Genomic DNA, 25,589 nt, shown 5'->3' with positions numbered 1-25,589 from the left:
AGACAGTCCCCGCCCGGATCCCCGTCCTCTCCCGTCACGACGACCTTCGCGTCCAGCCCTGTGCGCGCCACGACGTCGCACACCAGCGGTTCGACGGGGCACGGCGACAGATCCGCGTGCTCGGCCCCCGCGTCCAGCCGGGATATCTCCAGCAACTCCTCGACCAGCGTGCTCAGCACCCGTACCCGGTCGCGCACATATCCGGCCGCCTCACCCTCCGGCAGCAGTTCGGCCGCCGTCACCAGCCCCATCAGCGGTGTACGCAGTTCGTGCGCCACGTCGGCGGTGAAGCGCTGCTCGCCGAGGAGCCGCTTCTGGAGCGCTCCGGCCATCGTGTCCACGGCCGTGGAGATGTCGGCGATCTCGTCACGCGGCCGTGGTCCCGCCGCGATCCGCGCGTCCAGATCCCCGGCGGCGATACGGCGCGCCGTACCGGCGGCCGTACGCAGCCTGCGGCTCATCCGCCCGGCGGTCAGCACCCCGAGCGGCAGCACCACGGCGGTGGTGATCAGACCGGCCACGACGATGCTCGCGTCGAGCGCGCCGATGTCGCGCATCGTGGTGGTCAGATCGACACGTACGGAGAGCACCCGGCTCCCGGCGGGTCTGGCCGCCCACATCGCGGGCCCGGCGGACCCGGTGGTGTACTCCGTCCCCCGGCGCCCCTCCGCGACCAGATCCCGCAGACCACCGGGCAGTCCCGGCGCGTCGAGGATCGCGCCCGAGCCCTGGACGTCGCCGGTACGGGCGTAGTTCAGCGCGGCCCGGTCGAGGGTGACGCGGGCGGACTCACGCGCCTGCGACAGCTCACGGTTCCGGGAGAACTCGTGCACCAGTACGCCGACGGCCGCGGCGACCGCGCAGGCGGCAGCGGCCACCAGCGCCGCGATCCGCCATCTGAGGGCCATCGTCAGCGCCGCAGTTTGTAGCCGAAGCCGCGGACCGTCTCGATCCGGCCGGCGCCTATCTTCGCCCGCAGGCGCTGCACATGGAGATCGACGACCCGGGTGTCGCCGTGCCAGGCGTGGTCCCACACCCGGCTGAGCAGCGTACGGCGCTCCAGTACGACTCCGGGTGAACCCGCGAACTCCAGGAGCATCCGCAGCTCGGTGGGCGTCAGCGCGACCACCTCTCCGGCGCGCCGAACCTCCATGCCCCGGGTGTCGACCGTCAGATCGCCGAAGGCCAGCACGGTGGAGTCCACCTGCGCGTCGGGGCCCGCGCCCGGGCCGCTCGGTGTGAACGAGACCCGGCGCAGCAGGGAGCGGATACGGGCGACGAGCACCGCGCTCTCGCAGGGTTTGACCACGTAGTCGTCGGCGCCCGCCTCCAGCCCCGACACGACATCGAGGGCGTCACCGCGCGCGGACATCATGAGGATCGGCGCCAGGCTCAACTCCCGGACCCGGCGGCACAGTCCGATGCCGTCGAGGTCGGGCAGCATGACGTCGAGCAGCAGCAGGTCGGGCTGGGTCTCCCGGAACATCTCAAGCCCCGTGAGCCCGTCGGCCGCCGTGGACACGGTGAATCCGTACCGCTCCAGGAGCATCCGCACGGTGTTGCGGATCACCTCGTCGTCCTCGACCAGGAGCAGATGTGCCTCCGCCGCCGTGGGGGGCCGGGACGAACGTGCCGGTCTCATCACGGTGTCGGCTCCCAGGTCTCGGTGCCGGTAACGGAGCGCGGTCGCTGAACGGGCGCCTCCTCCGGGGGCATCGCCTTCTCGGGAGCCAGTGGATCGGCCGCCCGAGGGCCGTCGTCCGACCCCTTCCACGGATTCTCCACGGTCATCACCTCGCCGTTCCACCGGTAGCGGGTGGTGACCCGGCCGGTCTGGCCCGCCGACGTGAGGATCAGGTCCGTGCCGAAGGTCTCGCCGGTGAGCCCGACAGGCCCGAAGTTGATCAGCACCGGGCGCACGGTGTCGCCGGACGCCCGGTAGACCTGGATGAGTGTGAGCCCGGAGGCCGGTTCGTCGAGCGCCACCACCAACTCGTCCTGCCCGTCGGAGGTCAGGTCCTTGTAGACGGGCTCGCGCAGACCGCACCCGGACCCGGGGCAGTTCCGCAGCGCGCTACGCACGAAGTCCGGCACGTTGGGGTCCCGCGTCAGCAACTGCCGTACCGACAGCTTCCTGAGGCCGCCCGTCGGCACGGTGACGTTCTTGACCGGCAGATAGCGTTCGAGGCTCTGTTTCTCGGCTTCCCCACTCGTCGGCGGCTCCGGCGGCGCGTAGTCGGGCCACAGGGGCGCTGAGCTGACCGGCGGCGACAGGCTGGGCGCCGGGCCGCCGTCCCGTGCCCCGGTCTCGGCCGCGCAGCCGGCGGACCCCGCGAGGGCCGTCGCGACGGCCAGAGCGGCGAGGGCGAGGGGCCGGCCGCGCCGCGGCGGGCCGGTGTGGGGGAAGCGGCGCATAGACGGGTCAGCGTACCGGGGCCGGGTTCCTGAACATGCCGGGGGAGACGCCCGTATCCCTCTGTGCACCTCCGCCCCTGCCCATGTCGAGGAGACCGGCCCATGAACGAGTACATCAATCTGCAAGCCCTCCCGGACGGTGAGGCCGAGTTGCGTCTCGTCGTCCGTCTCCAGTGGGAGGACGTCGCGGCGCTCGGCCAGGAGGCCGGCCGGCTGGCGCACCAGATGCAGCGTCCCGTGAGCCTCGACGAGGCGGTCAGTCACCGGCTGCGCAGCCGCTCGGCCACGCACGCGAAACCTCCGCAGGAGCCCGGCCGGCCCGTCGGGGCGCCACCGGCCCCGGTGTCGTCGCTCGCGGGCCGCACGCCGGGCGAACACGCCAGGCAGGCGATAGAGAAGATCAACGGGCCCGAGTCGGCTTGAGTCTCCACCCGCCGGACGCCGCGGACTCGACGCCGGACAGCGCGACCGCGCGCTGAAAGCGGGTGCGTCGACGGCGAGCCGAGGTCGCGAGCCGAGGTCGTGAACCGACCTCTTGAGCCGACGTCTTGAGCCGACGTCTTGAGCCGGAACCGGCCGCGGACGCCACTAAGGGCAGTCGCTGGATGCGACTGCCCTTTGCGGCGTGAGCGTGTGACATCTCCGCGCCTGAGCGGGGGGTTGCATCAGGCGTTCGGTGCCACCGCCTCAACAGCGGGGGGACGCGGGGTCCGGTAGGAGGGGGCCATGTTCGTGACGATCGTCGCCGCGGCGCCGATCCCCACGATGGCCGACCGGATCCCCGGTCCTGCTCGTACGGCTACATGGTCGTTCTCTCTCCCTGGGACACTCTCTGTGCCACACGTAGAAGTTACGCACGATCGGAGGGGGGCACATTGGGCGTACGACCCCGGTCTGGGGTGTTGCTGGGTACACCCCTAACCCCTACGGCCGAGACCCGACCGCCGCCTCACCTCCGGAAGGAGCAACCGGCGGTCTCCGTGACCCGTCCTGACCTGTACGGAAGTTGACCGGCGACCGTGAGCGGCGCCGCGAGGGAGTGTGTTCTGTGACTGGCTGGTTGTTCCCCCTCGGGTTCGCCGTCGTCGGCGCCGTGGTCTTCGGCATCGGGTTCGCCGGTCTCTGGCGGTCGCTCGCCCTGTGGCGCGACGGAGTCCGGGCGTCGGGCCAGGTGGTCCGGCTGGAGACGACGCACAACGGACAAGGAGGTCGGATCCACCGCCCGGTGGTCGGCTGGGTCACCGATGACGGCCGGCACATGGAGGTGGAGTCGACGTACGGGCGGTCATGGGTGGGCAGGTTCCGGCCCGGTACTCCCGTACGGCTCCGCTACGACCCGCGACGCCCCGAACGGATGCGGATCGATGGCTACGGGCACGGCGTGCAGGTGGTGTTCATGCTGGTCGGCGCCGCGTTCATGGCCGGCGGGATCTCCGTCGCGGTCCGGTTGGCGGCCTGACGGCGCCGACCGGCCTTCAGCCGGCCTCCCGAGTGCGCCAGGCGCCCTCCGCCGCCGCCGAGTTCACGAAGTCCCGGAAGTCGCGGGGCTCCCGTCCGAGCACGCGCCGTACGCCGTCGGAGACATGGCTGTCCAGCCCCCGCCGCAGCGGGGACAGCGACTCCGCGTAGTCCGCGGCCTCGGCGGCCGACAGACCCTGGTCCCTCAGCTCGGCGACGAACTCCTCGGGGGACAGCGGCACATAACGGATCTCGCGCCCGGCCGCCGCGGAGATCTCGGCGAGCGCCTCGGCGACCGTCAGCGCCCGGGGACCCGACAGTTCGTACGTCCGCCCGTCGTGGCCGTCTTCGGTGAGCGCGGCCACGACGACGGCCGCGATGTCCTCGGCGTCGACGAAGGAGGCCGCGCCGTCGCCCGCCGCCAGCCGGAGTTCACCGGTGAGGACCGCCTCCAGGAAGAAGCCCTCGCTGAAGTTCTGCGCGAACCACGCCGGCCGCACGATCGTCCACCCGGTGCCGGTGCCGGTGCCGGTGCCGGTGCCGCTCCCGGTGCCCAGCGCGCGCACCGCGTCCTCGCCGTCGATGTGCGTCGGGCCCGCCAGGCTCGCCTCCCCGGCGTACCCCGGCACATCCACTCCGCGCCCCGACAGCAGCACGATCCTCTCCACGCCGCGCGCCACGGCACGCTCGACGAAGGGCCGCGTCAGCGACTCCCCGTCGAACGGCACGACGTACACCGCCGTCACACCGTCCAGGGCCCCGTCCCAGGTCGTCCGGTCGGTCCAGTCGAAACGCGGCGCACCGCCGCGCGAGGCCACCCGCACCGCGACTCCGCGCTCGCGCAGCCGGGCCACCACCCGGCCGCCGGTCGTACCCGTACCGCCCACCACCAGAATCAGTTCGTCTCTCATGGGCCCAGTCAAGCCGCCCAAACCGAGACGATCCATGGCCGTCGGGCTCACTTCGATGTCTGAGCGTCTACGCTGACCGGCATGGACGTGCTGACGAACCTGCTGGACGGAGTGCGGGCGCGCGGCGCCCTGTTCAGCCGTACGGCCATGACCTCGCCGTGGTCGCTGCGGTTCGCCTCCGGTGCGCCGCTCACGCTCGCCACGGTGCTGCGCGGGCACGCGTGGCTCGTCCCCGCCGAGGGCGACGCGGTGCGCGTACGCGCCGGGGACATCGCGCTCGTCCGGGGCTCGGCGCCGTACACCGTCGCGGACGACCCCCGCACCCCGCCCCGCGCCGTGATCGACCGGGCCGCCTACTGCGGCACGAGCGATCCGGCCGCCGTCCCCGACGGCGCGACCGTGCTGCTCAGCGGCGCCTACGAGAACGAGGGAGGCGTCAGCGAACGGCTGCTCCGCGCGCTCCCGCCCGTCCTGGTCATCCGGGACGCCGACTGCCACTCGCCGGTGCTCGCGCTCGTGGCCGCCGAGATCGCCCGCGAGAGTCCCGGCCAACAGGCCGTACTGGACCGGCTGTTGGACCTGCTGCTCATCTCCACGCTCCGCGGCTGGTTCGACCGGCCGCAGACGCAGGCGCCGCCCTGGTACCGAGCGGCGGACGACCCGGTCGTCGGCCACGCGCTGCGGCTGCTCCACGACCGTACGGCCGACGCGTGGACGGTCGCGAAGCTGGCGGCCGAGTCGGGGGTCTCGCGCGCCGCGCTGGCCCGCCGCTTCACCGCACGGGTCGGTGAGCCGCCGATGACGTACCTCACCGGGTGGCGCATCTCCCTCGCCGCCGACCTGCTGCGCGGTACGGACGACACGGTCGGCGCCATCGCCCGACAGGTCGGCTACGCCAACACCTTCGCGCTCAGCGTCGCCTTCAAGCGGCTGCGACATGTCACGCCGAGCGAGCACCGCGCGGCCGCCACGTCCGGGGCCCAGGAGGCGCCGGTGGGGCGGCAGTAGCGTGGAGAACTGATGGCGTCGACGGGCGGCGCGAGCGCACCGGAGGCGACGGCGAGGCCGACAGACAGCGCGGGCGGCAGCGATGAGGGGTGGCATCGCCGGCGACGGCGGTGCCACCCCTCATCGGTGTTCCAGGGCCGCGTCAGCAGCTGAGATTGCCACCCGTTTCCACGCCGAGGATTCCGGCGAACTGGGTGTACTTGTCAATACGGCTCTGCACCTGGCCGGGGTTTCCGCCATTGCACTCGATACTGCCGTTGATACTGCGGATCGTCTCGCCGAATCCGGCGCCGTTCACGATCGCGTTGTGCGGCGTCATGGTGCCGGGACCGCTCTGGGTGTTCCAGTACCAGAGGCCGGTCTTCCACGCGACGGCGGAATCGTTCTGCACGAGATCGGGGTTGTTGAGCAGGTCGATGCCCAACGCGTCCCCCGCGGCCTTGTAGTTGAAGTTCCAGCTCAGCTGGATGGGCCCGCGGCCGTAGTACTTGTCGTTGCCCGCCGGGCAGCCGTAAGGCTGTGAGGAGTCGCAGTAATGCGGGTAGTTGGCGGTGTTCTGCTCGACCACATGGACAAGTCCACCGGTCTCGTGACTGACGTTGGCCAGGAATGCCGCGGCCTCCTGCTTACGTACGGTGTCACTGCCCGTCCCGGTGAATCCCGGGTACGCGCTGAGCGCGGCGTTCAGCCCGCCGTAGGTGTAGAAGGGATTCTTGTTCGGGAACATCTGGTTGAACTGCGACTCGCTGACGATGAAGTCGGCGGCGCCCTTCTCGGCGGCGGACGAGAAAGGAGCGAGCGACGTCAGGGAGAGAGCGGCGGCCGACGCTGTCGCGGCGAGCAGGCCGATAAGGCGCTTGCGCAAGGGATTCACTCCTTGGAAGGGCCTCGGAACATGCCGCGGCCCAGGGTGTGGGGGGTGGGTGGAGCGGCGCCGGTAAGCCCCTTCTGGCAGATCAGGGGCTCACCGGCGCGAGGATCGGACACGGTCCGGCGCAGGGAGGGGCACCGGTGGAACGCGTTCGAACGGTCAGCGATTCTTCGGCGGAGGGATCGTGGTTACCGGCCCCGCGGGAGAATTCGTCAGCCGATGTTCACGTCGATGCACGTGTAGAACGCGTTCACGGTGTCCGCGATGTTCCAGACCGCGAGAACCTTCTGCTTGCCCGAAATCCCACCGAAGTTGACGTTGTGGGTGACCGTCGCGCCGGGCTGCGCGCCGCCGTCGTTGAATTCCGCGACCTTCTGGCCGCCGACGAAGTACTGCCAGGTGCTGGTGGCGTGCCGCGCGGTGATCTTCCAGTTGAAGTTCTGGCTGGAGCCGATCGGGGTCACCGCCCAGCCCTTGTTGTCGTCGTCCAGCTCGGAGAAGCGGGAATTCCCGCCGCTGCAACTGGTCAGGCCCTTGGGGCCTTCGACGCTCTGGGGCTCGTACTTGATGTCACCGCAGCTGACGGTTCCGGCGGCACACTGCGCCTGCCTGCTCGGCGGGTCGGAGATGTAACCGTGGGCGCTCGCGGAACCCGCCGGAAGGCTTATCGCGACGATCGGCGCGATCACCGCACCGAGGGCGACGGCCATCTTCCTTTTCGAGTGCATGCGTTACTCCTTCACATCAGGTCTTCCCGGGCTGTACATGTCCGTGGGGGGACATGAGTACGGCTCGGGCGGGCCTCTCAGGTGTGGGGCCAAGAGGCGCGAAGGGCAATGGCAGGCGGCCTTGTCCGAAGGCAGCCATTGGCGCCTGCATTCAGCAAAGGTCTCTACCACTTGGCCTAGACCATACAGGCCGCCGCGTTCACGTCAAGAGCCCTGTGTGAACGATCAGTTGGACCGGTGGTACGGCACGGTCCTGGCCGGTGGGACGGGTGAAGGGGTGTCGCGACACGACCGTCCCCCGCTCGTGGCCGGTGACAGACCGCGAACGGGGGACGGGGTGTGAGGTGCCGATTCTCAGGCGTCGTTGGCGGTGCCCGTCGTCGGCGCCGGCCTCCGCGGCGCCCGCTGAACCGCCTTCCGCGCCGCGTTCCGCTCCGCCTCCGCCGTGACCCTCTGACGGACCATCAGAACCAGGCCCGAGAACAGCAGGGCGACCGCGGCGCAGCCGACCGCGACCGGAGTCGCCCAGCCCAGGTCCCCGCCCGGACCGCTCCGGAGCAGATCGACCGAGCCGAGGCCCGACAGCGTATGAGCCACGATGATCCCGACGGCCGTGGCCGCGCCCGCCGCCCAGACCCGCGCCGTGTCGGCCACCGCGAGCCGGACGCCGAACACCAGACAGAGCACGGTGACGCAGAGCGAGACGGCTTCCGCGTACCCGCCGGACCGCAGGCCGGCGACGTCCGTCGGCAGATGGAGCACACCACAGGCGAACAGCGCCGCGGCGGCGGGCCGGCGCAGGGGCGACCGCAAGGGGGAGTGCGGGGCGAACGACGCCGTACGCTCCCGCGACCCGGCCGGGGGCCGGCCGTCGGCGGGCGGGGCCAGGCTCGGGACCTCGCGCGGCGGACCGGCCGGGGCGCTCGTCCACGGCGCGGTGTGCCCGGCCCCGGCGCCGCGAGCGGCGTGGGCCGCGCGTTCGGCGAAGCCGTCGCGGTCGTCGTGCTCCGGGTCGCGGCTGTACGTGTCGTGGGTGTGCGTGTCGTGGGTGCGCGTGTCGCGCGGATCCTCCTCGCCGGGCCGCCCGAACAGTGTCGGCGACGGCTCCCCGCGCCCGACGTCCCGGTGGGCGGTCGCGAAGGGCGGCTCGTTCTCGTGGGTGCCGAGGTACGCCACCAGCTGCGCCACCTCCTCGATCGGCCGGCCGACGGCCACGGCGCGCAGTGTCGTGTCCGCCTCGTCGATCTCGTGCGGCGGCTCGTTCAGCATGGCGACGAGTTGCATGACCTCGTCGATGGGACGGGCCACGGCGGCGACCCGCAGGGCCTCGTCGCCGGGGTTGGGCACTTCACCGGTCCGCTTGAGCAGCATCACCAGTGCGGCCACTTCCTCCAGCGGCCGGTACGTGGCGGCCGTCCAGAGCAGCGTGCGTATGGGCTCCTCGCCGGACTCGTCGACCGGCTCCCGCGAGCCCGCGCGCCTCTCGGCGTCCGGGTGGAGCGGTTCCTCGTGGGGGTGGTCGTCGCCGGCGGGGGTCGTGGGGTCGAGCGGCATGGCGCGGCTCCCTTGCGTCGAATTCACGGGTAGGCACACCGTGTCGGTCACGGTGCGTGATCAGCACGCACGCGTTGCTACAACAAACCCACACCTGTCGGGGCCGCGCCATCCGGAACGCGATATGTGCGGCATAAGAGGGGTCCCCGGTCGCGCACACGGAGGCCGCCGTCCCGGACGGTGACCGTTCCTCTTCGCCGGACGTCCGATGTGGTCCGGATGTCCTTGGACACCGAATCCGGTCGTCCGCCCAGCGCCGACCCGCGACGGCGAACTTGACCGGCAAGGGGGCTGGTGGGGCCCTCTTGGCTCAACAACACCGTGACCCGCGACGACTGCGTCGCCCGGCGAGGAACCCCACGGACCGAGTCCGCTTGCGGGGATTCAGTCCGTGAGCCAACCGGGGCTGACCATGCGGTACTCATAGGCCATGACCACGACCTGGGACCTGTCCCGGGCGCCGAGTTTGGCCATGATGCGGCTGACGTGGGTCTTCGCGGTCAGAGGCGAGAGGACCAGTCGTGCGGCGATTTCGGCGTTGGTGCATCCGGCGGCGATCAGCCGCATGACTTCACGTTCGCGGCTGGTCAGGGCATCGAGGCGCTGATCGGGCTTGCGGGTGTGGTCCGGGCGCCCGGCGAATTCGGCGATGAGCCGACGGGTGATGGAGGGGCTGATGAGCGCGTCGCCTCGCACGGCGACACGCACCGCGTGCAGGAGTTCCGCCGGTTCGCTGTCCTTGACAAGGAATCCCGTGGCGCCGGCTCGCAGGGCCCCGTACACGTACTCGTCGAGGTCGAAGGTCGTCAGCATGACCACTTTCACCGCCGCGAGTTGCTTGTCCTCGGCGATTCGGCGAGCGGCTTCGAGTCCGTCCATACCGGGCATGCGGATGTCCATCAGCACCACGTCGGGTCGCAGTTCACGGCAGGCTGTGAGTCCCCTCTGCCCGTCGGCGGCCTCGGCGACCACGTGCAGGTCGTCCTCGTCGTCGAGGATGCCGCGGATCCCCGCACGCACGAGACGCTGGTCATCCACCAGCAGGATCCTGATCATCGACTGTTCCACCGATCGGCTCGTGATGGTCTGAGAACGGTAGTCGGGCCCGGACGATGAACCCGCCGGCCCTGCCGGGCTCGGCGCTCAGCGTTCCGCCCAGTGCGCGCGCCCGTTCCGTCATGCCCGCGATCCCGCTTCCGCCTCCCTGTCCGGCGCGGGCCGCGCGCTGCCCGCCGTCCTGGACGCTGAGCGTCAGTGCCCGGTCATCGTGGTGGATCCGGACGACGACGTGCCGGGCGCCGCTGTGCTTGACGGCGTTGGTCAGTGATTCCTGGACGATGCGGTAGACGGCGAGGTCCACCGCTGCCGGTAGCGGTGAGTGGGCTCCGCTCCGCTCGATGCGTACGTCGATGCCCGCCCGAGCCGCTGAGGAGACCAGCTCGTCGATCCTGGACAGACCCGGCGAGGGGGCGGTAGGGGCCTCTTCGTCGACCTGCCGCAGTACGCCGAGGGTGGCGCGCAGTTCCCGCAGGCCGTCCTTGCTGCCCTGCTTGATGGCTGCCAGCGCTTCCTGCGCCTGGGCCGGGTCCTTCTGTATCCGGTGCAGGGCCGACGAAGCCTGCACGTGGATCATCGACATGTTGTGGCCGATCACGTCGTGCAGTTCGCGAGCGATGCGTAGCCGCTCCTGTGTGGCGCGCAGCCTCGCCTCCTCCTCGGCGTAGGCGACCCGGCCGTTGCGCATCGAGCCCAGTGCCACCACCGCGACCAGCCAGCCGGTCAGCATGAACACCGCCGTGCCGTTGACATCGCCGGTGCCAACCAGAACTCCCGCCCCCACGCCGATGACCATCACCGCGGACATGGCGACCGACGCCTGGATCCGTCCCTGGGCCGCCAGCGTGTACAGCGCGGCGATCGGGATCAGGACGAGCGGGCCGTCGACCGTGCTCAGCAGGTAGTAGACGCCTGTGCCGAGCACCGTGAACCAGCCGACCGCCACCGGGTGGCGGCGGCGCAGAGGCAGCGCCGCGCACACCACCACCGCCAGCGACCAGGAGCCGATCACCGACGTGGTCGCGTCCCGGTCCGCGCCCAGTCGCTGCCCTTCGGCCACCCCTGCCAGCACCAGCACGAACCCGGCGAGCGCCATGTCGGCGCATGGCCCTCCGGGCAGGCGGCGGCGGGTGGCACGGAGGTGCGGCATTGCTTCATTCTGCCTGCGGCCGGTCGGGACCTCGGGTTGCATGTCCGGATTGCGTCTCGGATGCGTGCTGGAGAGGTACGCGGCAGCCGGGGCCGTACATCTGCTGGTGTACGGCCCCAACTGCCGCCTCCCACCGCTGGTGCAGGCCGACTGTCAGCCGTGGGCCGACGCCCGCGCCCGGGGTCCGCGAGCACGATTGAGCGCATGTCGTCGCCCCTCACCCCACCCCGTATCAGCGCCGCTTTCGTCGGCGTGCTCGTGGGTATCGCTGCCGGAATTCTGCTGGTCACCGCCGCCGGCACGTGCTCGATCACGGTCACTGGCGCGTTCGCCGGGCTGGCGCTCGGTGTACCCGCTCTGACTGGCGCGGTCGTGGGCGTGGCGATGACTCCAGGCAACACTCGCTCGAATTCGAGGTAGGCATCATGTCTTCCCCCCGCGGCTCCGCCGCGTCCCTGGCCCCGCCCGCGCCACAGGACGCCGCGTCCGCGCCCGTCGGACGGTTCGGTGCCCTGGCCGGCTGGGCACAGCGTCATCGCTGGGCCGCCGTCCTGCTCTGGGTGGCCGTTCTGGCTGCCATCACGCTGGGCTCCACCGCTGCCGGCTCCGCGTATCAGAACGACTTCTCGCTGCCGGGCACCGATTCCCAGGCGGCCACCGACCTGTTCAAGAAGCACGGCAGTGACCAGGCGGGCGACAGCGTCGAGATCGTCTTCAAGGACACCGCCGGCATCAAGAGCGCCCAGGCCGGCGTCGAGCCGATGCTGGCCAAGGTGAAACACATGGCGGGGGTCGCCGACGTGCGCAGCCCCTTCGCCGATGCCTCGGCGGTGTCCAAGGACGGAACGATCGCCTACGCGTCCGTCACACTGGACGGCAAGACCGAAGACGTCCCCAAGGAGGACGTCGCCAAGATCATCGATGTCGCGCGGAGCATCGCCACCGAGCACCTTCAGGTCGAGGTGGGCGGCGAGGCCGCGCGCAATGCGGAGGACAAGGCGGGCCCGACCGCCGAACTCGCCGGGATCGTGGCCGCCCTGGTCATCCTGGTGCTGTTGTTCGGTTCACTGCTGGCGGCCTCACTGCCGCTGATCACCGCGCTGTTCGCGGTCGGCGGCGCCATCGGCCTGATTTCCCTGGCCTCGCACCTCTTCACCGTCGCCGACTTCACTCCGCCCATCCTGATGCTCGTCGGCCTCGGCGTCGGCGTGGACTACGCCCTGCTGATCTTCTACCGCTACCGCCATGAACTCCTGGCCGGTGCCCAGCCCGCGGAGGCCGGCCGAAAGGCCCTCGACTCCGCCGGCCGCACGATCTTCTTCGCCGGGTGCACGGTCATCGTCGCCCTGCTGGGCCTGGTCGCCCTCGGACTCGGTTCCCTGCGGGGCATCGCCCTCGCAGTGGCCATCACCGTCCTGATCACCATGGCCGCCTCCCTGGTGCTGCTGCCCGCACTGCTGGCTCTGTTCGGCAAGCGCATCCAGCGCCTCGTGCTCAAGCAGCGGGCCGAGGTCACGAAGAAGGGCAAGATCGAAGGCAACCGCTGGCGCGCCATGGCACGCGCCGTACAGCGACGTCCGATCCCGACGCTGCTGGTCGGCGTGATCGCGCTTCTGGCGCTGTCCGCACCGGCACTGGGCATGCGCCTGGGCTTCGCCGACTCCGGCAACGACCCCGAGGAGACCACCTCCCGGCACGCGTACGACCTGCTCGCCGAGGGCTTCGGCCCCGGCTTCAACGGCCCGCTCATCGTGCTGGTGAAGGGCGATCAAGAAGCCGGCAAGGCTGTCCAGGCCAAGCTCGCCACCACCGACGGCGTCGCCGAGGCCGGCCCCGCGATGCCCTCCGCGGACGGCGCCCTGTCCACCGTCTTCGTCTACCCGACGACCTCTCCGCAGGACGAGGGCACCGTGGACCTCGTCCACCACCTGCGCGACGATGTGGCCCCGCCTCTGGAACACACCACCGGCGCCGAGGTGCTGGTCGGCGGTTCCACGGCCGCCTCCCAGGACGTCTCCGAGACACTCGCCGACCGGCTGCCCCTGTTCGTCGCCGTCGTCGTCGGCGTCTCCTCGCTCCTGCTCCTCCTGGTCTTCCGGTCCATCTGGATCCCCGTCAAGGCCGCCATCCTGAACCTGCTGTCCATCTCCGCCGCCCTCGGCGTGATCATCCTGGTCTTCCAGCACGGCTGGTTCGGAGCACAATCGGGCCCCATCGAAGCCTTCATTCCAGCGCTGATCTTCGCGATCGTGTTCGGGCTCTCCATGGACTACGAGGTCTTCCTCATCTCCCGCATCCACGAAGAATGGATGGGCACCAGAGACCCTTCGCGATCCGTACGCGAAGGGCTCGCCTCCACCGGCAAGGTCATCACCGCCGCCGCAGCCATCATGATGTTCGTCTTCGGGGCGTTCGTCCTCAGCTCCGACCGCATGCTCCAGCAGTTCGGACTCGGCCTGGCCGTCGCCATCCTGCTCGACGCCGTGGTCATCCGATGCCTGATCGTTCCCGCCGTCATGCAGATGCTCGGCAAGTGGGCGTGGTGGCTCCCCGCACCGCTGGCCCGGAAACTGCCCAAGGTGTCCATCGAACGCCCCGAGCGCAACTGACCTCGCCTCGACGCGATTCAGATCCCCACAAGCCCACGTCGCCTCCGCGGCGAACAGCGGCGCGGGTCACGAACATGCACGTCGTGACCCGCGCGCGGTCGGAGAAATCCGGCCTGGGCGGTTGCCCGGGTGCGGGCGGCGGCCCGGCGATCCCGCCGGGCCGCCGACGGTTGAGCTGGTTCGCTGTCAACGAAGCCGAAACGGCTGGGTTCGCCGTCAAACGCCTCGATTCGATGGCAATGGACACCGGACCCTTGACATCTCCGGAGCTAAACCGCTTCAGTACTGCCATTACGTTCGAGTTAAACCGGTTTAACAATCGATGTCAGGGAGACTCCATGGACCGGCGTCCGACCATCGCAGACGTCGCCGAGCGGGCCGGGGTGTCACGCAGTTCGGTCTCCTTCGCACTGAACGACCGACCCGGACTCGCCGAGGAGACCAAGCGGCGCATTCTGGAGGCGGCGGAGGAACTGGGGTGGCGGCCCAGCCGGCCGGCCCAGGCGCTGTCCCGCGGTGTGGCCGGGGCGTTGGGGCTCGTACTGGCCAGGGACACCGACGCGATCGGCGCCGACCCCTTCTTCCCCGCCTTCATCGCGGGCATCGAATCCGTACTCGCCCGGCGCGGCGACGCCCTCGTCCTCCACGTCACCGAGCCCGCCGACGAGGAAGCCACCTACCGCCGCCTCGCCGCCGACCGCCGGGTCGACGGTGTCCTCCTCACCGACCTGCGCGTCGACGACCCCCGCCCGGCGCTGACCGGCGAACTCGGCCTGCCCGCCGTCGTGGTGGGCGATCCCGGCGGGGCGGGAGGACTGTGCGCCGTCGGTCTCGACGACCGGCCCGCCTTCGCCGCCGCCGTACGGGAACTGGCCGCCCTGGGCCACCGGCGTATCGCACACGTCGCCGGACCGCAGGAATTCCGCCACGCCCGCTGCCGCCGTGAGTCGTGGGAGCTGGCCATGCGGGAGGCGGGCCTGCCCGAAGGCCCCGTCCTGCCCGGCGGCTTCACCGCCGAAGGCGGCGCCAGGGCCACCCGCGAACTGCTCGCGCTCGCCCCGGACCGCCGCCCCACCGCCGTGATCTACGCGAACGACCTGTCCGCGACCGCCGGTCTCGCCGTCGCCCAGCGGCTCGGCCTCGGCGTCCCCGGCGATCTGTCGGTCGTCGGCTACGACGACACGCCGCTCGCCGAGTACACCCACCCGCCGCTCGCCTCCGCGCGCGCCGACGCACTCGGCTGGGGGGCCGCGGCGGCCCGCGCGCTGGACGAGGTCATCGCCAAGGGGCGGGCCGACGATGTCGCGCTGCCCCCGGCGGAGCTGGTACGGCGCGGCTCCATGGGCCCCGCGCCCGACCCGAGTGCGACCACCGCCACCCCCGTACGGAGCGAGTAGCCATGCCGAGCACCCCACGCACGCCACGCACGCCCCGTATCTCCCGTACCGCCCGTACCTCCTGTACGAAAGCCGCGGCCGTCCTTCTCGCGCTCGCCCTCACCGGTACCGCCGCCGCGTGCTCCCGCTCCGGCCCCGACAGCGCCGCCGCCGCCGACGCGCGCGGACCCATCACCGTATGGCTGTCCAACAACGCCCAGGAGGTCGTCTGGGGCGAGAAGATGATCGCGAGCTGGAACAAGGCACACCCCGACCAGCACGTCAGCTCCCAGCAGATACCCGCGGGCAAGACCTCCGAAGAGGCCCTGAGCGCGTCGATCATCGCGGGCAACAGCGCCTGTCTGGTCTTCAACACCTCGCCCGCGTCCGTACCGCAGTTCCAGAAACAGGCCGGGCTCGTCCCGCTGGACGACTTCCCCGACGGCGCGCGGTACATCGAGTCCCGCACCGGCGACCGCGCCGGGCAGTACCGCTTCGAGGACGGCTCCTACTACCAGCTGCCCTGGAAGAGCAATCCGGTGATGATCCTCTACAACAAGGACATCTTTCGGAAGGCCGGACTGGACCCCGAGAACCCGAAGCTCGGGACGTACGACGAGTTCCTCGACAGCTCACGGAAGATCGTCGACAGCGGCGCGGCCGACGCGGCGATCTGGCCCGCGCCGACCTCCGAGTTCTTCCAGTCCTGGTTCGACTTCTATCCGGCGTTCATCGCGGAGAGCGGCGGCACGTCGCTCGTCGAGGACGGGAAGCCCCAGTTCGACAGCCCGGCCGGCCGGCGCGTGTTCGACTTCTGGCGGACCATCTACCGGGAGAAGCTCGCCCCCAACGAGACCTTCCCCGGCGACGCGCTCGGTGGCGGCAAGACCGCCATGTCGACCGTCGGACCCTGGGCCGTCGCGACGTACAAGGACAGCATCGACTGGGGCGTCGTCCCCGTCCCGACCTCCGACGGGCGCCCCGCCTCCAAGATCTCCACCTTCAGCGACGAGAAGTCCGTCGCGATGTTCAGCGCCTGTGAGAACCGCGCCACCGCCTGGGACCTGATGAAGTTCGCGACATCGCGCGAACAGGACGGCGCCTTCCTCGCCGACACCGGCCAGATGCCGATGCGCCCCGACCTCCTCCGTACCTACGCCGACTGGTTCGCCGAGAACCCGGATTACAAAGAGTTCGCCGACCAGGCCGACCGGACCGTCGAGGTCCCCGCCGTCGCCGGCTCCATCGACGTCTGGCAGGCCCTGCGCGACGGCTGGACCCGCTCGGTCGTCTTCGGCCGCGAACCCACCGGCGAGGAGCTGCCCAGGCTCTCGCGGGACATCACATCCCTCCTCGACGAGTACTGAGGACTGAGGCCCGTATGAGCACCACCGGCACCACCGGCACCACCGGCACGACCGGCATCCCCGCCCCGAAGGGCGCGGCCCGCGCCCGCCTCCGCCTCCGCCTGCCGGGCATCGGCGCCCTCTTCGTCTCGCCGTACGTCCTGTTCGTCACCGCCGTCTTCGCCGTGCCCCTCGGCTACACGATCTGGATCTCCTTCCACCGCTTCTACTTCACGGCGCCCGGCACCGACATCGACACCCCGTGGGTCGGACTGCGCAACTACCAGGACGTGTTCAGCGATCCGGTCGTCCAGCGGTCCTTCCTCAACATCGCGATCTTCCTCGTGATCAACGTCCCGCTGACGGTGGTCCTCGCGCTGGTCCTGGCGAGCGCGCTCAACGCCAAGCTGCCCTTCCGGTCCTTCTTCCGGGCCGCCTACTACCTGCCGTACGTCACGGCGAGCGTGGCACTGGTCGCCGTGTGGCAGTACATCTTCGGCGCCGACGGACTCCTCAACACCGTCCTCGGCGGCCTCGCCCCCGACCCGTCCTGGCTGGTCAACTCCAGCCTCGCGATGCCGGTGATCGCCGTCTTCGTCACCTGGAAGCAGCTCGGCTTCTTCGTGATGCTCTACCTCGCCGCGCTCCAGAGCGTCCCCAGAGAGCTGTACGAATCCGCGTCCATCGACGGCGCGGGCCGCGTCCGCTCCTTCATGTCGGTGACCGTGCCCGGCGTACGCCACGCCACCACCCTCGTCACGGTCTTCGCCATCATCACCGGCGCCAACCTCTTCAGCGAGCCCTACCTGCTCACCGGCGGCGGCGGACCCGACCACGCCTCGTCGTCACCCGTCCTCGTCATGTACCAGAAGGGCATCGAGCAGGCCCACCCCGACTTCGCGGCGGCGCTCGGCGTCGTGCTCGTCGTCTTCGTGGTCGTACTCGCCCTGGTCGCCCGCAAGTTCACCGAGAAGGGAGCCGAGTGATGAGCGCCGACACGGCCGCCCCCGCCACCGCGTCCGTCGAGCCCTCCGTGTCACCGCGCCCCCGGCGGGGCGTCGTGCGCCGCGTCATGGTCGGCGGCGGGCGCCCGCTGCGTCTCGCCGTGCTCACCCTCGGCGCGGTCGCCTTCCTCTTCCCCTTCTACTACATGGTCGTCGGCTCGCTGGGAAAGGTCACCAGCGGCGACCTCGACGGCGCGGTCCCACGCCCCGGCAACACCACGACCGGCAACTACGAGAGCATCAACGGCGCCATCTCGCTGGGCCGTTCACTCGTCAACTCCGGCGTCTTCACCATGGGCGTACTGCTCTGCACGATGGTCTTCGGCGTACTCGCGGGCTACGCCCTCGCCCGGCTCCAGTTCCGCGGGCGCGGCACGCTCTTCGCCGTACTCCTCCTCATCCAGACCGTCCCCTTCCAACTGCTGATGCTGCCCCTGTACGTCCTGGTCGTACGTGACTACGGGCTCGGCGACAGCTACCTCGGGATGATCCTCCCCTTCGCGATCAACTCGACCGCCGTCTTCCTCTTCCGCCAGTTCTTCCTCCAGGTGCCCGCCACGTTCTTCGAGGCGGCCCGCATCGACGGGGCGAGCGAGCTGCGCATCCTGTGGCAGATCGCCATCCCGATGGTCAGGCCCGCGCTGCTCAGCGGCGCCCTGCTGACCTTCATCGGGCCGTGGAACGAATTCCTCTGGCCGTTCCTGGTGACCAAGAACGCGGACATGCAACCGCTCGCCGTGTCCCTCGCCGGATTCATGAGCAACCTCCAGGGCACCGTCGCCAACCCGACCGGCGCCCTCATGGCGGGCGCCTGTGTCCTGGCCGTACCCGCCGTGGTCCTCTTCCTCCTCTTCCAGCGCCACTTCACCCAGACAGACATCGACTCCGGAACAAAGGGCTGACCCACCGTGCACCACAGCGACACTTCCCCCCGCACCCCCGCCACCCTCGGCACCACCATCCCCTTCCGCCTCGTGCGGCAGGGCGTGGTGATGTCGCCCCTCCCCGGCGAGCCGAACGAGACCGAGGGAGTGCTCAACCCCGCATCCGGCCGGACCCCCGACGGCACGCTGCACCTGCTGCCCCGCCTGGTGTCCGAAGGCAACGTCTCCCGCGTCGGCCTCGCCGAGGTCGTCCTCACCGACGGCGTCCCGACGGGCATCGAACGGCGCGGCGTCGTCCTCGCCCCCGACGCCGGCTGGGAACGCGGGAAGAACAACGCGGGCGTCGAGGACCCCCGTGTCACCTGGATCCCGGCGCTCGGCCTGCACGTCATGTCGTACGTGGCCTACGGCCCGCTCGGCCCGAAGCCCGCGCTCGCCGTCTCCGACGACCTCACGAACTGGCGGCGGCTCGGCCCCGTCCAGTTCGGCTACCAGCCCGACCTGGACACCGACCTCAACCTCTTCCCCAACAAGGACGTCGTGCACTTCCCGGAGCCCGTCCCGGGGCCGGACGGCGAGCCCGCGTACGCGATGCTGCACCGCCCGATGTGGGACCTCGGCTGGTTCCGCCCCGGCGAGGGCGTCCACCTGCCGGCCGGACTGACCGACGAGCGGCCCGGCATCTGGATCAGTTACGTGCCCGCCGCCGAGGTGGAGCGGGACATCACCGCCCTGACCCGGCCGCGCGACCACCGGCTGGTGGCGCTGTCCGAACACCCCTGGGAGAGCCTGAAGATCGGCGCCGGCCCCGCGCCGATACGTGTCGACGAAGGCTGGCTCCTCATCCACCACGGAGTCTCCGGCACCATCGAGGACCCCTTCGAGCAGATCCAGAAGGTCAGCTACGCCGCCGGCGCGATGATCCTCGATCCCGCCGATCCGGCCGTGGTGCTCGCCCGCTCGGCCGAGCCGCTGATGGCGCCCGAGACCGAGGAGGAGCGCTCGGGCACCGTACCGAACGTCGTGTTCCCCACCGCGATCGAGGAGATCGACGGCGTACACCACGTCTTCTACGGAATGGCCGACGCGCACATCGGGGTGGCCCGTCTGGAGCGCGTCGTATGACCTCGGAGAGCGAGGGTGGGGCCGAGGGAGCGCGTGGTCCGTGGTGGCGCGACGCCGTCTGTTACGAGATCCACCCCCGCTCCTTCGCGGACTCCGACGGCGACGGCACCGGCGATCTGCCGGGCGCCACCGACCGGCTGCCGTACCTGCGCGACCTCGGCGTGGACGCCGTGTGGCTCACGCCGTTCTACCCCTCCCCGCTCGCCGACGCCGGCTACGACATCGCCGACCACACCGCCGTCGCGCCCGACCTCGGCACGCTCGGCGACTTCGACACCTTCGCGGCGCGGGCGCACGCCCTCGGGCTGAAGGTGCTGGTCGACCTGGTCCCCAACCACACCTCCGACGCGCACCCCTGGTTCCGCGAGGCGCTGGCCGCGCCGGCGGGAGCCGCGACCAGGGACCGCTATCTGTTCCGGCCGGGCCGCGGCGTACGGGGCGGGGAGCCGCCCAACGACTGGCGCTCCGCGTTCGGCGGCCCGGCCTGGACGCCTGCCGGCGACGGCGAGTGGTATCTGCATCTCCACGCGCCCGAGCAGCCCGATCTGAACTGGCACCACCCCGATGTGGTGGCCGACTTCGAGCGGATCCTGCGGTTCTGGCTGGACCACGGTGTCGACGGCTTCCGCGTGGACGTCGCCCACGCCCTGTTCAAGGACCCGGCCCTGCCGGACGCGGGCCCCGGCCAGCACGAGGACCCGGCACGCAACCATCTGATGCCGTACTACGACCGTGACGAACTGCACCCCCTCTACCGGAGCTGGCACACGCTGCTCGCCGCTCACCCCGCCGGGCCGCCCGGCTCCGCCCCGCCCGGGGAGCGGCTGCTCGTCGCCGAGGCGGCCGTCTTCGACCCCGCCCGGCTCGGGCGCTACGTGCGCCCCGACGAGATGGGCCAGAGCTTCAACTTCGCGTTCCTGGAGTGCCCGTGGGAGCCGGCGGCGATCCGCGCCGTCGTCGAGGAGTCCACCGCCGCCATGACGGCGGTGGGCGCCCCCGTGACCTGGGTGCTCTCCAGCCACGACGCGGTCCGCCCGGTCACCCGCTACGGCGGCGGGTCGGCCGGCGTACGGCGGGCGCGGGCCGCCGCGCTGCTGATGCTGGCCCTGCCCGGCACGGCGTACGTCTACCAGGGCGAGGAACTGGGCCTGCCACAGGTGGAGTTGGCCGACGACCGGCTGCGCGACCCGGTGTGGCGGAGATCGGGCGGGACCGAGCGGGGGAGGGACGGCTGCCGGGTCCCGCTGCCCTGGGAGGGCGGGCAGCCACCGTACGGGTTCTCCTCGGCCGCCCCGGCCGACTGCTGGTTCCCGCAGCCGGAGGGGTGGGCCGGACTGACGGCTGACGCCGAACGCGGCGATCCCGGCTCGATGCTGGAGCTGTACCGGGCCGCGCTGCGGCTGCGGCGGTCCGGCTCCTCGCAGGCCGCCGACGGCGGCGCCCTGCGACCGCTGTCGCCGCCGGACGCCTCGTACCTGGCGTTCGACCGGGGGGACGGGCTGCTCTGTGCCGTGAACTTCGGCCCCGACGCGGTACCCCTTCCCGACGCTTTCGAGGCTGCCGAAGTGGTCCTGGCGAGCGGGCCGTTGACCGATGAGGGGCGGCTGCCCGCGGACACCGCCGTATGGCTGCGCCGGTAATCCACTCCCGCACGCTCAGTACGCGGAGACCGAGGCGAACAGGGCCTCGGCCTCCGCGACCGAACCGGCCAGCTCCCCGGGATCCGTGCTCAGCTCCGACGTGATCATGTCGACGTCCCGCAGCCCCGCCCGCCGCAGCAGCGTCTTCTCGTTCGTCACCCACTCGCCGCGCGCCGCCAGTACGGCGTGCGCCGTCTGCGTCGCCGCGAGGGCGAGATTCCCGACGACCTCGGTGAGCCGGCCGTACGGGACATGGTTGGCCTTCGTGTATCCGAGCGTCATACGCGCGTCGCCCAGCCAGCGCTCCGGCGCCGTCCGGCGCAGCGCCGCCGGATAGTCGGGGCGGGGGAGTTCGCCCCGCAGCACCCGGTTGATGCCCAGTTCGGCGACGACCAGATAGCTGGGGATGCCCGCGAGATGGAACATCAGCGGCTCCCTGTGGAAGCGGCCCTCCTCCGCCTCGGCCAGTTCGTGCTCGACCACGGCGAGATCGCGGTAGTGCACATCGACGCTGCGGCCCTCGACCGTCAGCCACGCGCCGCCGTTGAAGACGCCGCCGCCCCAGCCGCCGATCTCGGAGACCTCGCCGGACCAGCCGACGGCCCGCAGATCGGCCGGGTCGAAGTCCCCCTCGTCCCCGCCTTCGTAGTAGACGGCCAAGTCCCAGTCGCTGTCCGGGCGTTCGGTGCCCTGGGCGCGTGAGCCGCCGAGCGTCACGGCCTTGACGGCGGGCAGCGCGGCGAGCACGTCGGCGGTGCGGTCGAGGAATTCACGGTCGCCGTCGCCGGCGGTGTCACTGACTGCGTTCATGAGGCGGGGAACCAATCCGTGCTGCGTGAGAAGGGAGTGATCGATCCGGACACCCCACTGTTCTACACGCAGCCCGCAGGCGTGATCTCCACAGGAGGCGGGACTGCCGGCGGCCGGGAGTTCGCGCCGCTCACCGGCGGGGCGGAGAATATGTTCAAGAAATCCGTCGTCGGATGTCGAGGACCCGCTTCCCGTTCCGACCAAGGGGTGACAGCGCGCCGACGGGGCGCGCGAGACCGGGAGGACACCGGAAATGAAGTACATCGTGATGATCTACGGCAACCAGGCCAAGTGGGACAACTTCCCGGCCGAGGAGTGGCCCAAGGCGATCGCCAAGCAGGGCGCGTTCAACGAGAAGTACCGCGACAGCGGTGAACTCCTGGGCGCGTACGGCCTGGCCGACGCGGCCAACGCGCAACTCGTGCGCCGCAAGGACGGCGCGCCGGTCGTCACCGACGGCCCGTACCTGGAGACCAAGGAGTACATCGCCAGCTTCTACATCCTCGACTGCGACAGCCTGGAGCGGGCCCAGGAGATCGCCGCGGACATCCCGTTCGCGGACGCGGACCCGGTCGAGCTGTGGCCGATCCTGCACGAGGCCGCGGCGGATCTGTGACCGTCGGGCACCAAGAGGTCGAGGGCCTGTTGCGCGAGCTGGCGCCGCAGGTCCTCGGCACGCTCGTCCGCCGGTACGACGGCTTCGACGTGTGCGAGGACGCCGTGCAGGAGGCGCTGCTGGCCGCCGCGCTGCAGTGGCCCGAGGAGGGGACGCCGGCCAATCCGCGGGGCTGGCTCGTCACCGTCGCCGCCCGCAAGCTGGTCGACCAGGTGCGCGGCGAGGCGGCGCGGCGCCGCCGCGAGAACGCCCTCGCGCCGGCCACCCCGCAGGCGGCCCTGCTCGCCCCGGCCGCCGACACCGTGTCCGCCACGGACCGGGACGACTCCCTGGCGCTGCTGTTCCTCTGCTGTCATCGGGCACTGTCCTCGCCCAGCCGCATCGCGCTGACCCTGCGCGCGGTCGGCGGTCTGACCACCGCTCAGATCGCCGCGGCCTTCCTGGTGCCCGAGACGACGATGGCCCAGCGCATCAGCCGGGCCAAACAGACCGTCAAGGCGGCCGGTGCCGTCATGTCGCTGCCGGCGGGGGCGGAGAGCGAGGAGCGGCTCGAAGAGGTACAGCACGTTCTCTACCTCGTCTTCAACGAGGGCTACACCACCACCGGCGGTTCCGGTCTGACCGCCCCGGAGCTGTCGACCGAGGCGATCCGGCTCACCCGGCTGCTGTACCGCCTGGTCCCCGACGACACCGAGACGGCGGGCCTGCTCGCCCTCATGCTGCTGACCGACGCACGCCGCCCGGCCCGCACCGGGCCCCACGGCGAAGTGGTGCCGCTGGCCGAGCAGGACCGCGGCCGGTGGGACGGCCGGCTCATCGCCGAAGGCGTGGCGCTGATCAGCGCCACGCTGCCGCGCGGGCAGGTCGGTCCGTACCAGCTCCAGGCGGCCATCGCCGCCGTGCACGACGAGGCCGAGCACACCGACGCCACCGACTGGCCGCAGATCCTGATGCTCTACGACCTCCTGGAGCGTTACGGGCCCAATCCGATGGTCACGCTCAACCGGGCCGTCGCCGTCGCGATGGTCCACGGCCCGTCCGCCGGACTCGCCCTGCTGGCGACGCTGGAGAGCGACAAGCGCCTGGCGCAGCACCACCGCCTCCTGGCCACCCGCGCTCATCTGCTGGAACTGCTGGGGGAGCGCGCCGCCGCCGTGACCGCCTACCGCGAGGCCGCCCGCCGCACCACCAGCACCCCCGAACGCCGCCATCTCACCGAACGGGCCCACCGGTTGGAGAGCCCCGCCTGACCGCGTCCGTATGTGTGTTTCCGCGCGTGCTGGACAGCGTGGAACAGAGCGCCGGAGAGCGGCCGGTCGATGATCGAGCTCCGGCCCCGGCTCTCCGCGGGGCCAACCGGGGAAGGATTGGCCATGAGCGACTCGACCGACGCCACGGAAACCGAGGGGACCGACGGTAAGGGGACGGACGGGAACGCCTCGTACGGCAGGAAACCCTTCAAGCGATCCAGGAGCCACTTCGCCGACCGCATCACCGCCGACGGCCGCGACGGCTGGCCGGTCGAGGCGGGCCGCTACCGCCTGGTGGTGAGCCGCGCGTGCCCGTGGGCGAGCCGTTCCCTCGTGTCACGCCGGTTGCTCGGGCTTGAGGACGCGCTCTCGCTCGCGATCACCGACCCGATCCAGGACGACCGCAGCTGGCGCTTCACCCTCGACCCCGACGGCCGCGATCCCGTACTGGGCATCCGCTTCCTCGGCGAGGCGTACGACGCGCGCGAGACGGGCTACCCCGGTGGCGTCAGCGTGCCGGCGATCGTGGACGTACCGAGCGGGCGGCTCGTCACCAACGACTACCAGCGGATCACGCTCGACCTCGCGACCGAGTGGACGGCGCTGCACCGCCCCGGCGCGCCCGACCTCTACCCGGAACCGCTGCGCGACGAGATCGACGAGGTGATGGAGGGCATCTACCGGGACGTCAACAACGGTGTGTACCGGGCCGGTTTCGCGTCGGAGCAGGGTGAGTACGAGCGCGCGTACCGCGATGTGTTCCGCCGGCTCGATCTGGTGTCGGAGCGGCTGGCCGGTCAGCGGTATCTGGTCGGGGACACCATCACCGAGGCCGATATCCGGCTGTTCACCACGCTGGTGCGCTTCGACGCCGTCTACCACGGGCACTTCAAGTGCAACCGCGCCAAGCTGACCGAGGACCCGGTGCTCCAGGCGTACGTGAAGGACCTCTACCAGACACCCGGTTTCGGCGACACGGTCGACTTCGACCACATCAAGCGGCACTACTACCTGGTGCACACCGGCGTGAACCCCACCGGCATCGTCCCCCTCGGACCCGATCTCTCCGGCTGGCTGACACCGCACCACCGCGAGGAGCTGGGCGGCAGGCCCTTCGGCAACGGGACCCCGCCGGGGCCGGTGCCGGCGGGCGAGGAGGTCCCGGCGGCGGGACGTCCCTGACAGCGGTACGCCGCCGGCCCCGGCGCGCCACCCCCGTGGGCGCGCCGGGGCCGGACCCCGGTGCCCCTCGTCACTCCTCCAGCTCGCGCGCCTGGCGGAGCCAGTCGGTGAACAGCTCCACGTCGATGTCCTCCCCGGAACGGAGCTTGACGCTCGCCATCTCCCGTGAGGCGGCATCGAGCCGGCCGGAAGGGTCGTTGATCCGTTGGCCCTTCCAGAGGCCGAAGGTGACGTAGGAGCTGTACGCCTTGATCAGCGCGACGGGCCGTTCGCCGGGTGCCGCGCCCAGGCCCCAGACCGGATGGCCGTGCCACATGGCCGCGTCCACACCGGTCAGAGCCGCGTCCACGATCTTCCTCGCGTCCTCGGCGACGCCGCGCAGGGAGTCGTCGAGGGAGGCGATGTACGCGTCGACGGTCTCGAACCTGGCCATGGTGATCAACCTCCGCTTGGTGAAAGCAACTGGGGTGTTGACCGTGGGCGTGGACGAAACTCATCGCTCGGCAGCGAGATCGGACGGACCAGATACGGGATCAGGTACGGGACTTGCCGGGCCCGGGCCCTGTCCGGGCGATCTTGCCGGGCCCGGACAGGAC

25 protein-coding genes are annotated in these 25,589 nt (G+C 71.0%); 14 read left to right on the top strand and 11 right to left on the bottom strand.

Features of this window, described 5'->3' with window-relative positions; genetic code table 11:
* The 3 genes from P3L51_RS22785 to P3L51_RS22775 form a co-directional block, all read right to left on the bottom strand.
* The coding region (locus P3L51_RS22785; protein WP_354607140.1) for a histidine kinase dimerization/phospho-acceptor domain-containing protein at positions 1-908 on the bottom strand (908 nt) is incomplete at its 3' end.
* Positions 909-910: 2 nt separating this feature from the next.
* Complete coding sequence (gene cseB, locus P3L51_RS22780; RefSeq protein ID WP_354607139.1) at positions 911-1,642, bottom strand: two-component system response regulator CseB; 732 nt, start codon at positions 1,640-1,642, stop codon at positions 911-913.
* Positions 1,642-2,415 (bottom strand): hypothetical protein, encoded by a 774-nt coding sequence (locus P3L51_RS22775; RefSeq protein ID WP_354607138.1) that lies wholly within the window; start codon positions 2,413-2,415, stop codon positions 1,642-1,644. The genes cseB and P3L51_RS22775 overlap by 1 nt, the downstream gene beginning before the upstream one ends.
* 102 nt (positions 2,416-2,517) lie before the next feature.
* Between P3L51_RS22775 and P3L51_RS22770 the strand changes: the two genes are divergently transcribed.
* Complete coding sequence (locus tag P3L51_RS22770; RefSeq protein WP_354607137.1) at positions 2,518-2,838, top strand: hypothetical protein; 321 nt, start codon at positions 2,518-2,520, stop codon at positions 2,836-2,838.
* A gap of 625 nt (positions 2,839-3,463) precedes the next feature.
* Positions 3,464-3,874 (top strand): DUF3592 domain-containing protein, encoded by a 411-nt coding sequence (locus tag P3L51_RS22765; RefSeq protein ID WP_354607136.1) that lies wholly within the window; start codon positions 3,464-3,466, stop codon positions 3,872-3,874.
* Positions 3,875-3,890: 16 nt separating this feature from the next.
* Here the strand turns inward: P3L51_RS22765 and P3L51_RS22760 are convergent, their stop codons facing one another.
* On the bottom strand, positions 3,891-4,784 hold the full coding sequence (locus tag P3L51_RS22760) for an NAD(P)H-binding protein (protein WP_354607135.1): 894 nt from the start codon (positions 4,782-4,784) through the stop codon (positions 3,891-3,893).
* An 81-nt stretch (positions 4,785-4,865) separates the two neighbouring features.
* On the opposite strand from P3L51_RS22760, the gene P3L51_RS22755 reads away from it, so the two are divergent.
* Entirely contained in the window at positions 4,866-5,792 is a 927-nt protein-coding gene (locus tag P3L51_RS22755; RefSeq protein WP_354607134.1) for an AraC family transcriptional regulator, read from the top strand.
* Between the two features lie 142 nt (positions 5,793-5,934).
* On the opposite strand, the gene P3L51_RS22750 is transcribed toward P3L51_RS22755, so the two are convergent.
* From P3L51_RS22750 to P3L51_RS22730, 5 genes are all read right to left on the bottom strand, one after another.
* Positions 5,935-6,657 carry a chitinase gene (locus P3L51_RS22750; RefSeq protein WP_354607133.1) on the bottom strand — a complete coding sequence of 241 codons (723 nt, stop codon included), beginning with the start codon at positions 6,655-6,657 and terminating at the stop codon, positions 5,935-5,937.
* Between the two features lie 218 nt (positions 6,658-6,875).
* Positions 6,876-7,391: a lytic polysaccharide monooxygenase auxiliary activity family 9 protein gene (locus tag P3L51_RS22745; RefSeq protein ID WP_354607132.1), complete on the bottom strand. Its 516-nt coding sequence runs from the start codon at positions 7,389-7,391 to the stop codon at positions 6,876-6,878.
* Positions 7,392-7,745: 354 nt separating this feature from the next.
* Positions 7,746-8,945, bottom strand: a complete 1,200-nt coding sequence (locus P3L51_RS22740; RefSeq protein ID WP_354607131.1) for a hypothetical protein — start codon at positions 8,943-8,945, stop codon at positions 7,746-7,748.
* A gap of 384 nt (positions 8,946-9,329) precedes the next feature.
* On the bottom strand, positions 9,330-10,001 hold the full coding sequence (locus P3L51_RS22735; RefSeq protein ID WP_354607130.1) for a response regulator: 672 nt from the start codon (positions 9,999-10,001) through the stop codon (positions 9,330-9,332).
* A complete protein-coding gene (locus P3L51_RS22730; RefSeq protein WP_354607129.1) occupies positions 9,976-11,151 on the bottom strand; it encodes a sensor histidine kinase in 1,176 nt (391 codons plus the stop codon). The genes P3L51_RS22735 and P3L51_RS22730 overlap by 26 nt, the downstream gene beginning before the upstream one ends.
* 204 nt (positions 11,152-11,355) lie before the next feature.
* On the opposite strand from P3L51_RS22730, the gene P3L51_RS22725 reads away from it, so the two are divergent.
* The 8 genes from P3L51_RS22725 to P3L51_RS22690 all read left to right on the top strand — a co-directional run bounded on the left by P3L51_RS22725 (position 11,356) and on the right by P3L51_RS22690 (position 21,135).
* A complete protein-coding gene (locus tag P3L51_RS22725; protein ID WP_354607128.1) occupies positions 11,356-11,571 on the top strand; it encodes a hypothetical protein in 216 nt (71 codons plus the stop codon).
* A gap of 5 nt (positions 11,572-11,576) precedes the next feature.
* Complete coding sequence (locus P3L51_RS22720) at positions 11,577-13,760, top strand: MMPL family transporter (RefSeq protein WP_354607127.1); 2,184 nt, start codon at positions 11,577-11,579, stop codon at positions 13,758-13,760.
* A 338-nt stretch (positions 13,761-14,098) separates the two neighbouring features.
* Positions 14,099-15,157 carry a LacI family DNA-binding transcriptional regulator gene (locus P3L51_RS22715; RefSeq protein ID WP_354607126.1) on the top strand — a complete coding sequence of 353 codons (1,059 nt, stop codon included), beginning with the start codon at positions 14,099-14,101 and terminating at the stop codon, positions 15,155-15,157.
* A 2-nt stretch (positions 15,158-15,159) separates the two neighbouring features.
* A complete protein-coding gene (locus P3L51_RS22710; RefSeq protein WP_354607125.1) occupies positions 15,160-16,503 on the top strand; it encodes an ABC transporter substrate-binding protein in 1,344 nt (447 codons plus the stop codon).
* Between the two features lie 14 nt (positions 16,504-16,517).
* Complete coding sequence (locus tag P3L51_RS22705) at positions 16,518-17,468, top strand: carbohydrate ABC transporter permease (RefSeq protein WP_354607124.1); 951 nt, start codon at positions 16,518-16,520, stop codon at positions 17,466-17,468.
* A gap of 86 nt (positions 17,469-17,554) precedes the next feature.
* The gene (locus P3L51_RS22700) at positions 17,555-18,388 is read left to right on the top strand and encodes a carbohydrate ABC transporter permease (RefSeq protein ID WP_354607142.1); all 834 of its coding nucleotides are present in this window, start codon (positions 17,555-17,557) and stop codon (positions 18,386-18,388) included.
* Positions 18,389-18,478: 90 nt separating this feature from the next.
* The gene (locus P3L51_RS22695) at positions 18,479-19,495 is read left to right on the top strand and encodes a glycoside hydrolase family 130 protein (protein ID WP_354607141.1); all 1,017 of its coding nucleotides are present in this window, start codon (positions 18,479-18,481) and stop codon (positions 19,493-19,495) included.
* Positions 19,492-21,135 (top strand): glycoside hydrolase family 13 protein, encoded by a 1,644-nt coding sequence (locus tag P3L51_RS22690; RefSeq protein ID WP_354607123.1) that lies wholly within the window; start codon positions 19,492-19,494, stop codon positions 21,133-21,135. Before P3L51_RS22695 ends, P3L51_RS22690 begins: the two co-directional genes overlap by 4 nt.
* A gap of 15 nt (positions 21,136-21,150) precedes the next feature.
* Here P3L51_RS22690 and P3L51_RS22685 read toward each other — a convergent pair whose 3' ends face one another.
* Positions 21,151-21,945 (bottom strand): nucleotidyltransferase domain-containing protein, encoded by a 795-nt coding sequence (locus P3L51_RS22685; RefSeq protein WP_354607122.1) that lies wholly within the window; start codon positions 21,943-21,945, stop codon positions 21,151-21,153.
* Between the two features lie 253 nt (positions 21,946-22,198).
* On the opposite strand from P3L51_RS22685, the gene P3L51_RS22680 reads away from it, so the two are divergent.
* From P3L51_RS22680 to P3L51_RS22670, 3 genes are all read left to right on the top strand, one after another.
* Positions 22,199-22,561, top strand: a complete 363-nt coding sequence (locus tag P3L51_RS22680) for a YciI family protein (RefSeq protein ID WP_354607121.1) — start codon at positions 22,199-22,201, stop codon at positions 22,559-22,561.
* Positions 22,558-23,811 carry an RNA polymerase sigma factor gene (locus P3L51_RS22675; protein ID WP_354607120.1) on the top strand — a complete coding sequence of 418 codons (1,254 nt, stop codon included), beginning with the start codon at positions 22,558-22,560 and terminating at the stop codon, positions 23,809-23,811. Before P3L51_RS22680 ends, P3L51_RS22675 begins: the two co-directional genes overlap by 4 nt.
* 123 nt (positions 23,812-23,934) lie before the next feature.
* A complete protein-coding gene (locus tag P3L51_RS22670; RefSeq protein WP_354607119.1) occupies positions 23,935-24,993 on the top strand; it encodes a glutathione S-transferase family protein in 1,059 nt (352 codons plus the stop codon).
* Positions 24,994-25,063: 70 nt separating this feature from the next.
* Here P3L51_RS22670 and P3L51_RS22665 read toward each other — a convergent pair whose 3' ends face one another.
* On the bottom strand, positions 25,064-25,426 hold the full coding sequence (locus P3L51_RS22665; RefSeq protein WP_354607118.1) for a DUF1801 domain-containing protein: 363 nt from the start codon (positions 25,424-25,426) through the stop codon (positions 25,064-25,066).
* Positions 25,427-25,589: the final 163 nt, after the last annotated feature.

The sequence above is a fragment of the Streptomyces panacea genome, from assembly GCF_040560175.1.
GTDB lineage: Bacteria > Actinomycetota > Actinomycetes > Streptomycetales > Streptomycetaceae > Streptomyces > Streptomyces panacea.
Note: the sequence above shows the minus strand (reverse complement) of the source record. Positions and strands in the feature narration are given on the sequence as shown.

Coding starts and splice junctions, on each gene's coding strand:
- P3L51_RS22775 (WP_354607138.1), bottom strand. CDS start 2,415: ATGCGCCGCTTCCCCCACACCGGCCCGCCGCGGCGCGGCCGGCCCCTC.
- P3L51_RS22755 (WP_354607134.1), top strand. CDS start 4,866: ATGGACGTGCTGACGAACCTGCTGGACGGAGTGCGGGCGCGCGGCGCC.
- P3L51_RS22685 (WP_354607122.1), bottom strand. CDS start 21,945: ATGAACGCAGTCAGTGACACCGCCGGCGACGGCGACCGTGAATTCCTC.
- P3L51_RS22745 (WP_354607132.1), bottom strand. CDS start 7,391: ATGCACTCGAAAAGGAAGATGGCCGTCGCCCTCGGTGCGGTGATCGCG.
- P3L51_RS22725 (WP_354607128.1), top strand. CDS start 11,356: ATGTCGTCGCCCCTCACCCCACCCCGTATCAGCGCCGCTTTCGTCGGC.
- P3L51_RS22705 (WP_354607124.1), top strand. CDS start 16,518: ATGAGCACCACCGGCACCACCGGCACCACCGGCACGACCGGCATCCCC.
- P3L51_RS22740 (WP_354607131.1), bottom strand. CDS start 8,945: ATGCCGCTCGACCCCACGACCCCCGCCGGCGACGACCACCCCCACGAG.
- P3L51_RS22735 (WP_354607130.1), bottom strand. CDS start 10,001: ATGATCAGGATCCTGCTGGTGGATGACCAGCGTCTCGTGCGTGCGGGG.
- P3L51_RS22760 (WP_354607135.1), bottom strand. CDS start 4,784: ATGAGAGACGAACTGATTCTGGTGGTGGGCGGTACGGGTACGACCGGC.
- P3L51_RS22770 (WP_354607137.1), top strand. CDS start 2,518: ATGAACGAGTACATCAATCTGCAAGCCCTCCCGGACGGTGAGGCCGAG.
- P3L51_RS22715 (WP_354607126.1), top strand. CDS start 14,099: ATGGACCGGCGTCCGACCATCGCAGACGTCGCCGAGCGGGCCGGGGTG.
- P3L51_RS22670 (WP_354607119.1), top strand. CDS start 23,935: ATGAGCGACTCGACCGACGCCACGGAAACCGAGGGGACCGACGGTAAG.
- P3L51_RS22690 (WP_354607123.1), top strand. CDS start 19,492: ATGACCTCGGAGAGCGAGGGTGGGGCCGAGGGAGCGCGTGGTCCGTGG.
- P3L51_RS22720 (WP_354607127.1), top strand. CDS start 11,577: ATGTCTTCCCCCCGCGGCTCCGCCGCGTCCCTGGCCCCGCCCGCGCCA.
- cseB (WP_354607139.1), bottom strand. CDS start 1,642: ATGAGACCGGCACGTTCGTCCCGGCCCCCCACGGCGGCGGAGGCACAT.
- P3L51_RS22665 (WP_354607118.1), bottom strand. CDS start 25,426: ATGGCCAGGTTCGAGACCGTCGACGCGTACATCGCCTCCCTCGACGAC.
- P3L51_RS22680 (WP_354607121.1), top strand. CDS start 22,199: ATGAAGTACATCGTGATGATCTACGGCAACCAGGCCAAGTGGGACAAC.
- P3L51_RS22710 (WP_354607125.1), top strand. CDS start 15,160: ATGCCGAGCACCCCACGCACGCCACGCACGCCCCGTATCTCCCGTACC.
- P3L51_RS22730 (WP_354607129.1), bottom strand. CDS start 11,151: ATGCCGCACCTCCGTGCCACCCGCCGCCGCCTGCCCGGAGGGCCATGC.
- P3L51_RS22695 (WP_354607141.1), top strand. CDS start 18,479: ATGTCGCCCCTCCCCGGCGAGCCGAACGAGACCGAGGGAGTGCTCAAC.
- P3L51_RS22700 (WP_354607142.1), top strand. CDS start 17,555: ATGGTCGGCGGCGGGCGCCCGCTGCGTCTCGCCGTGCTCACCCTCGGC.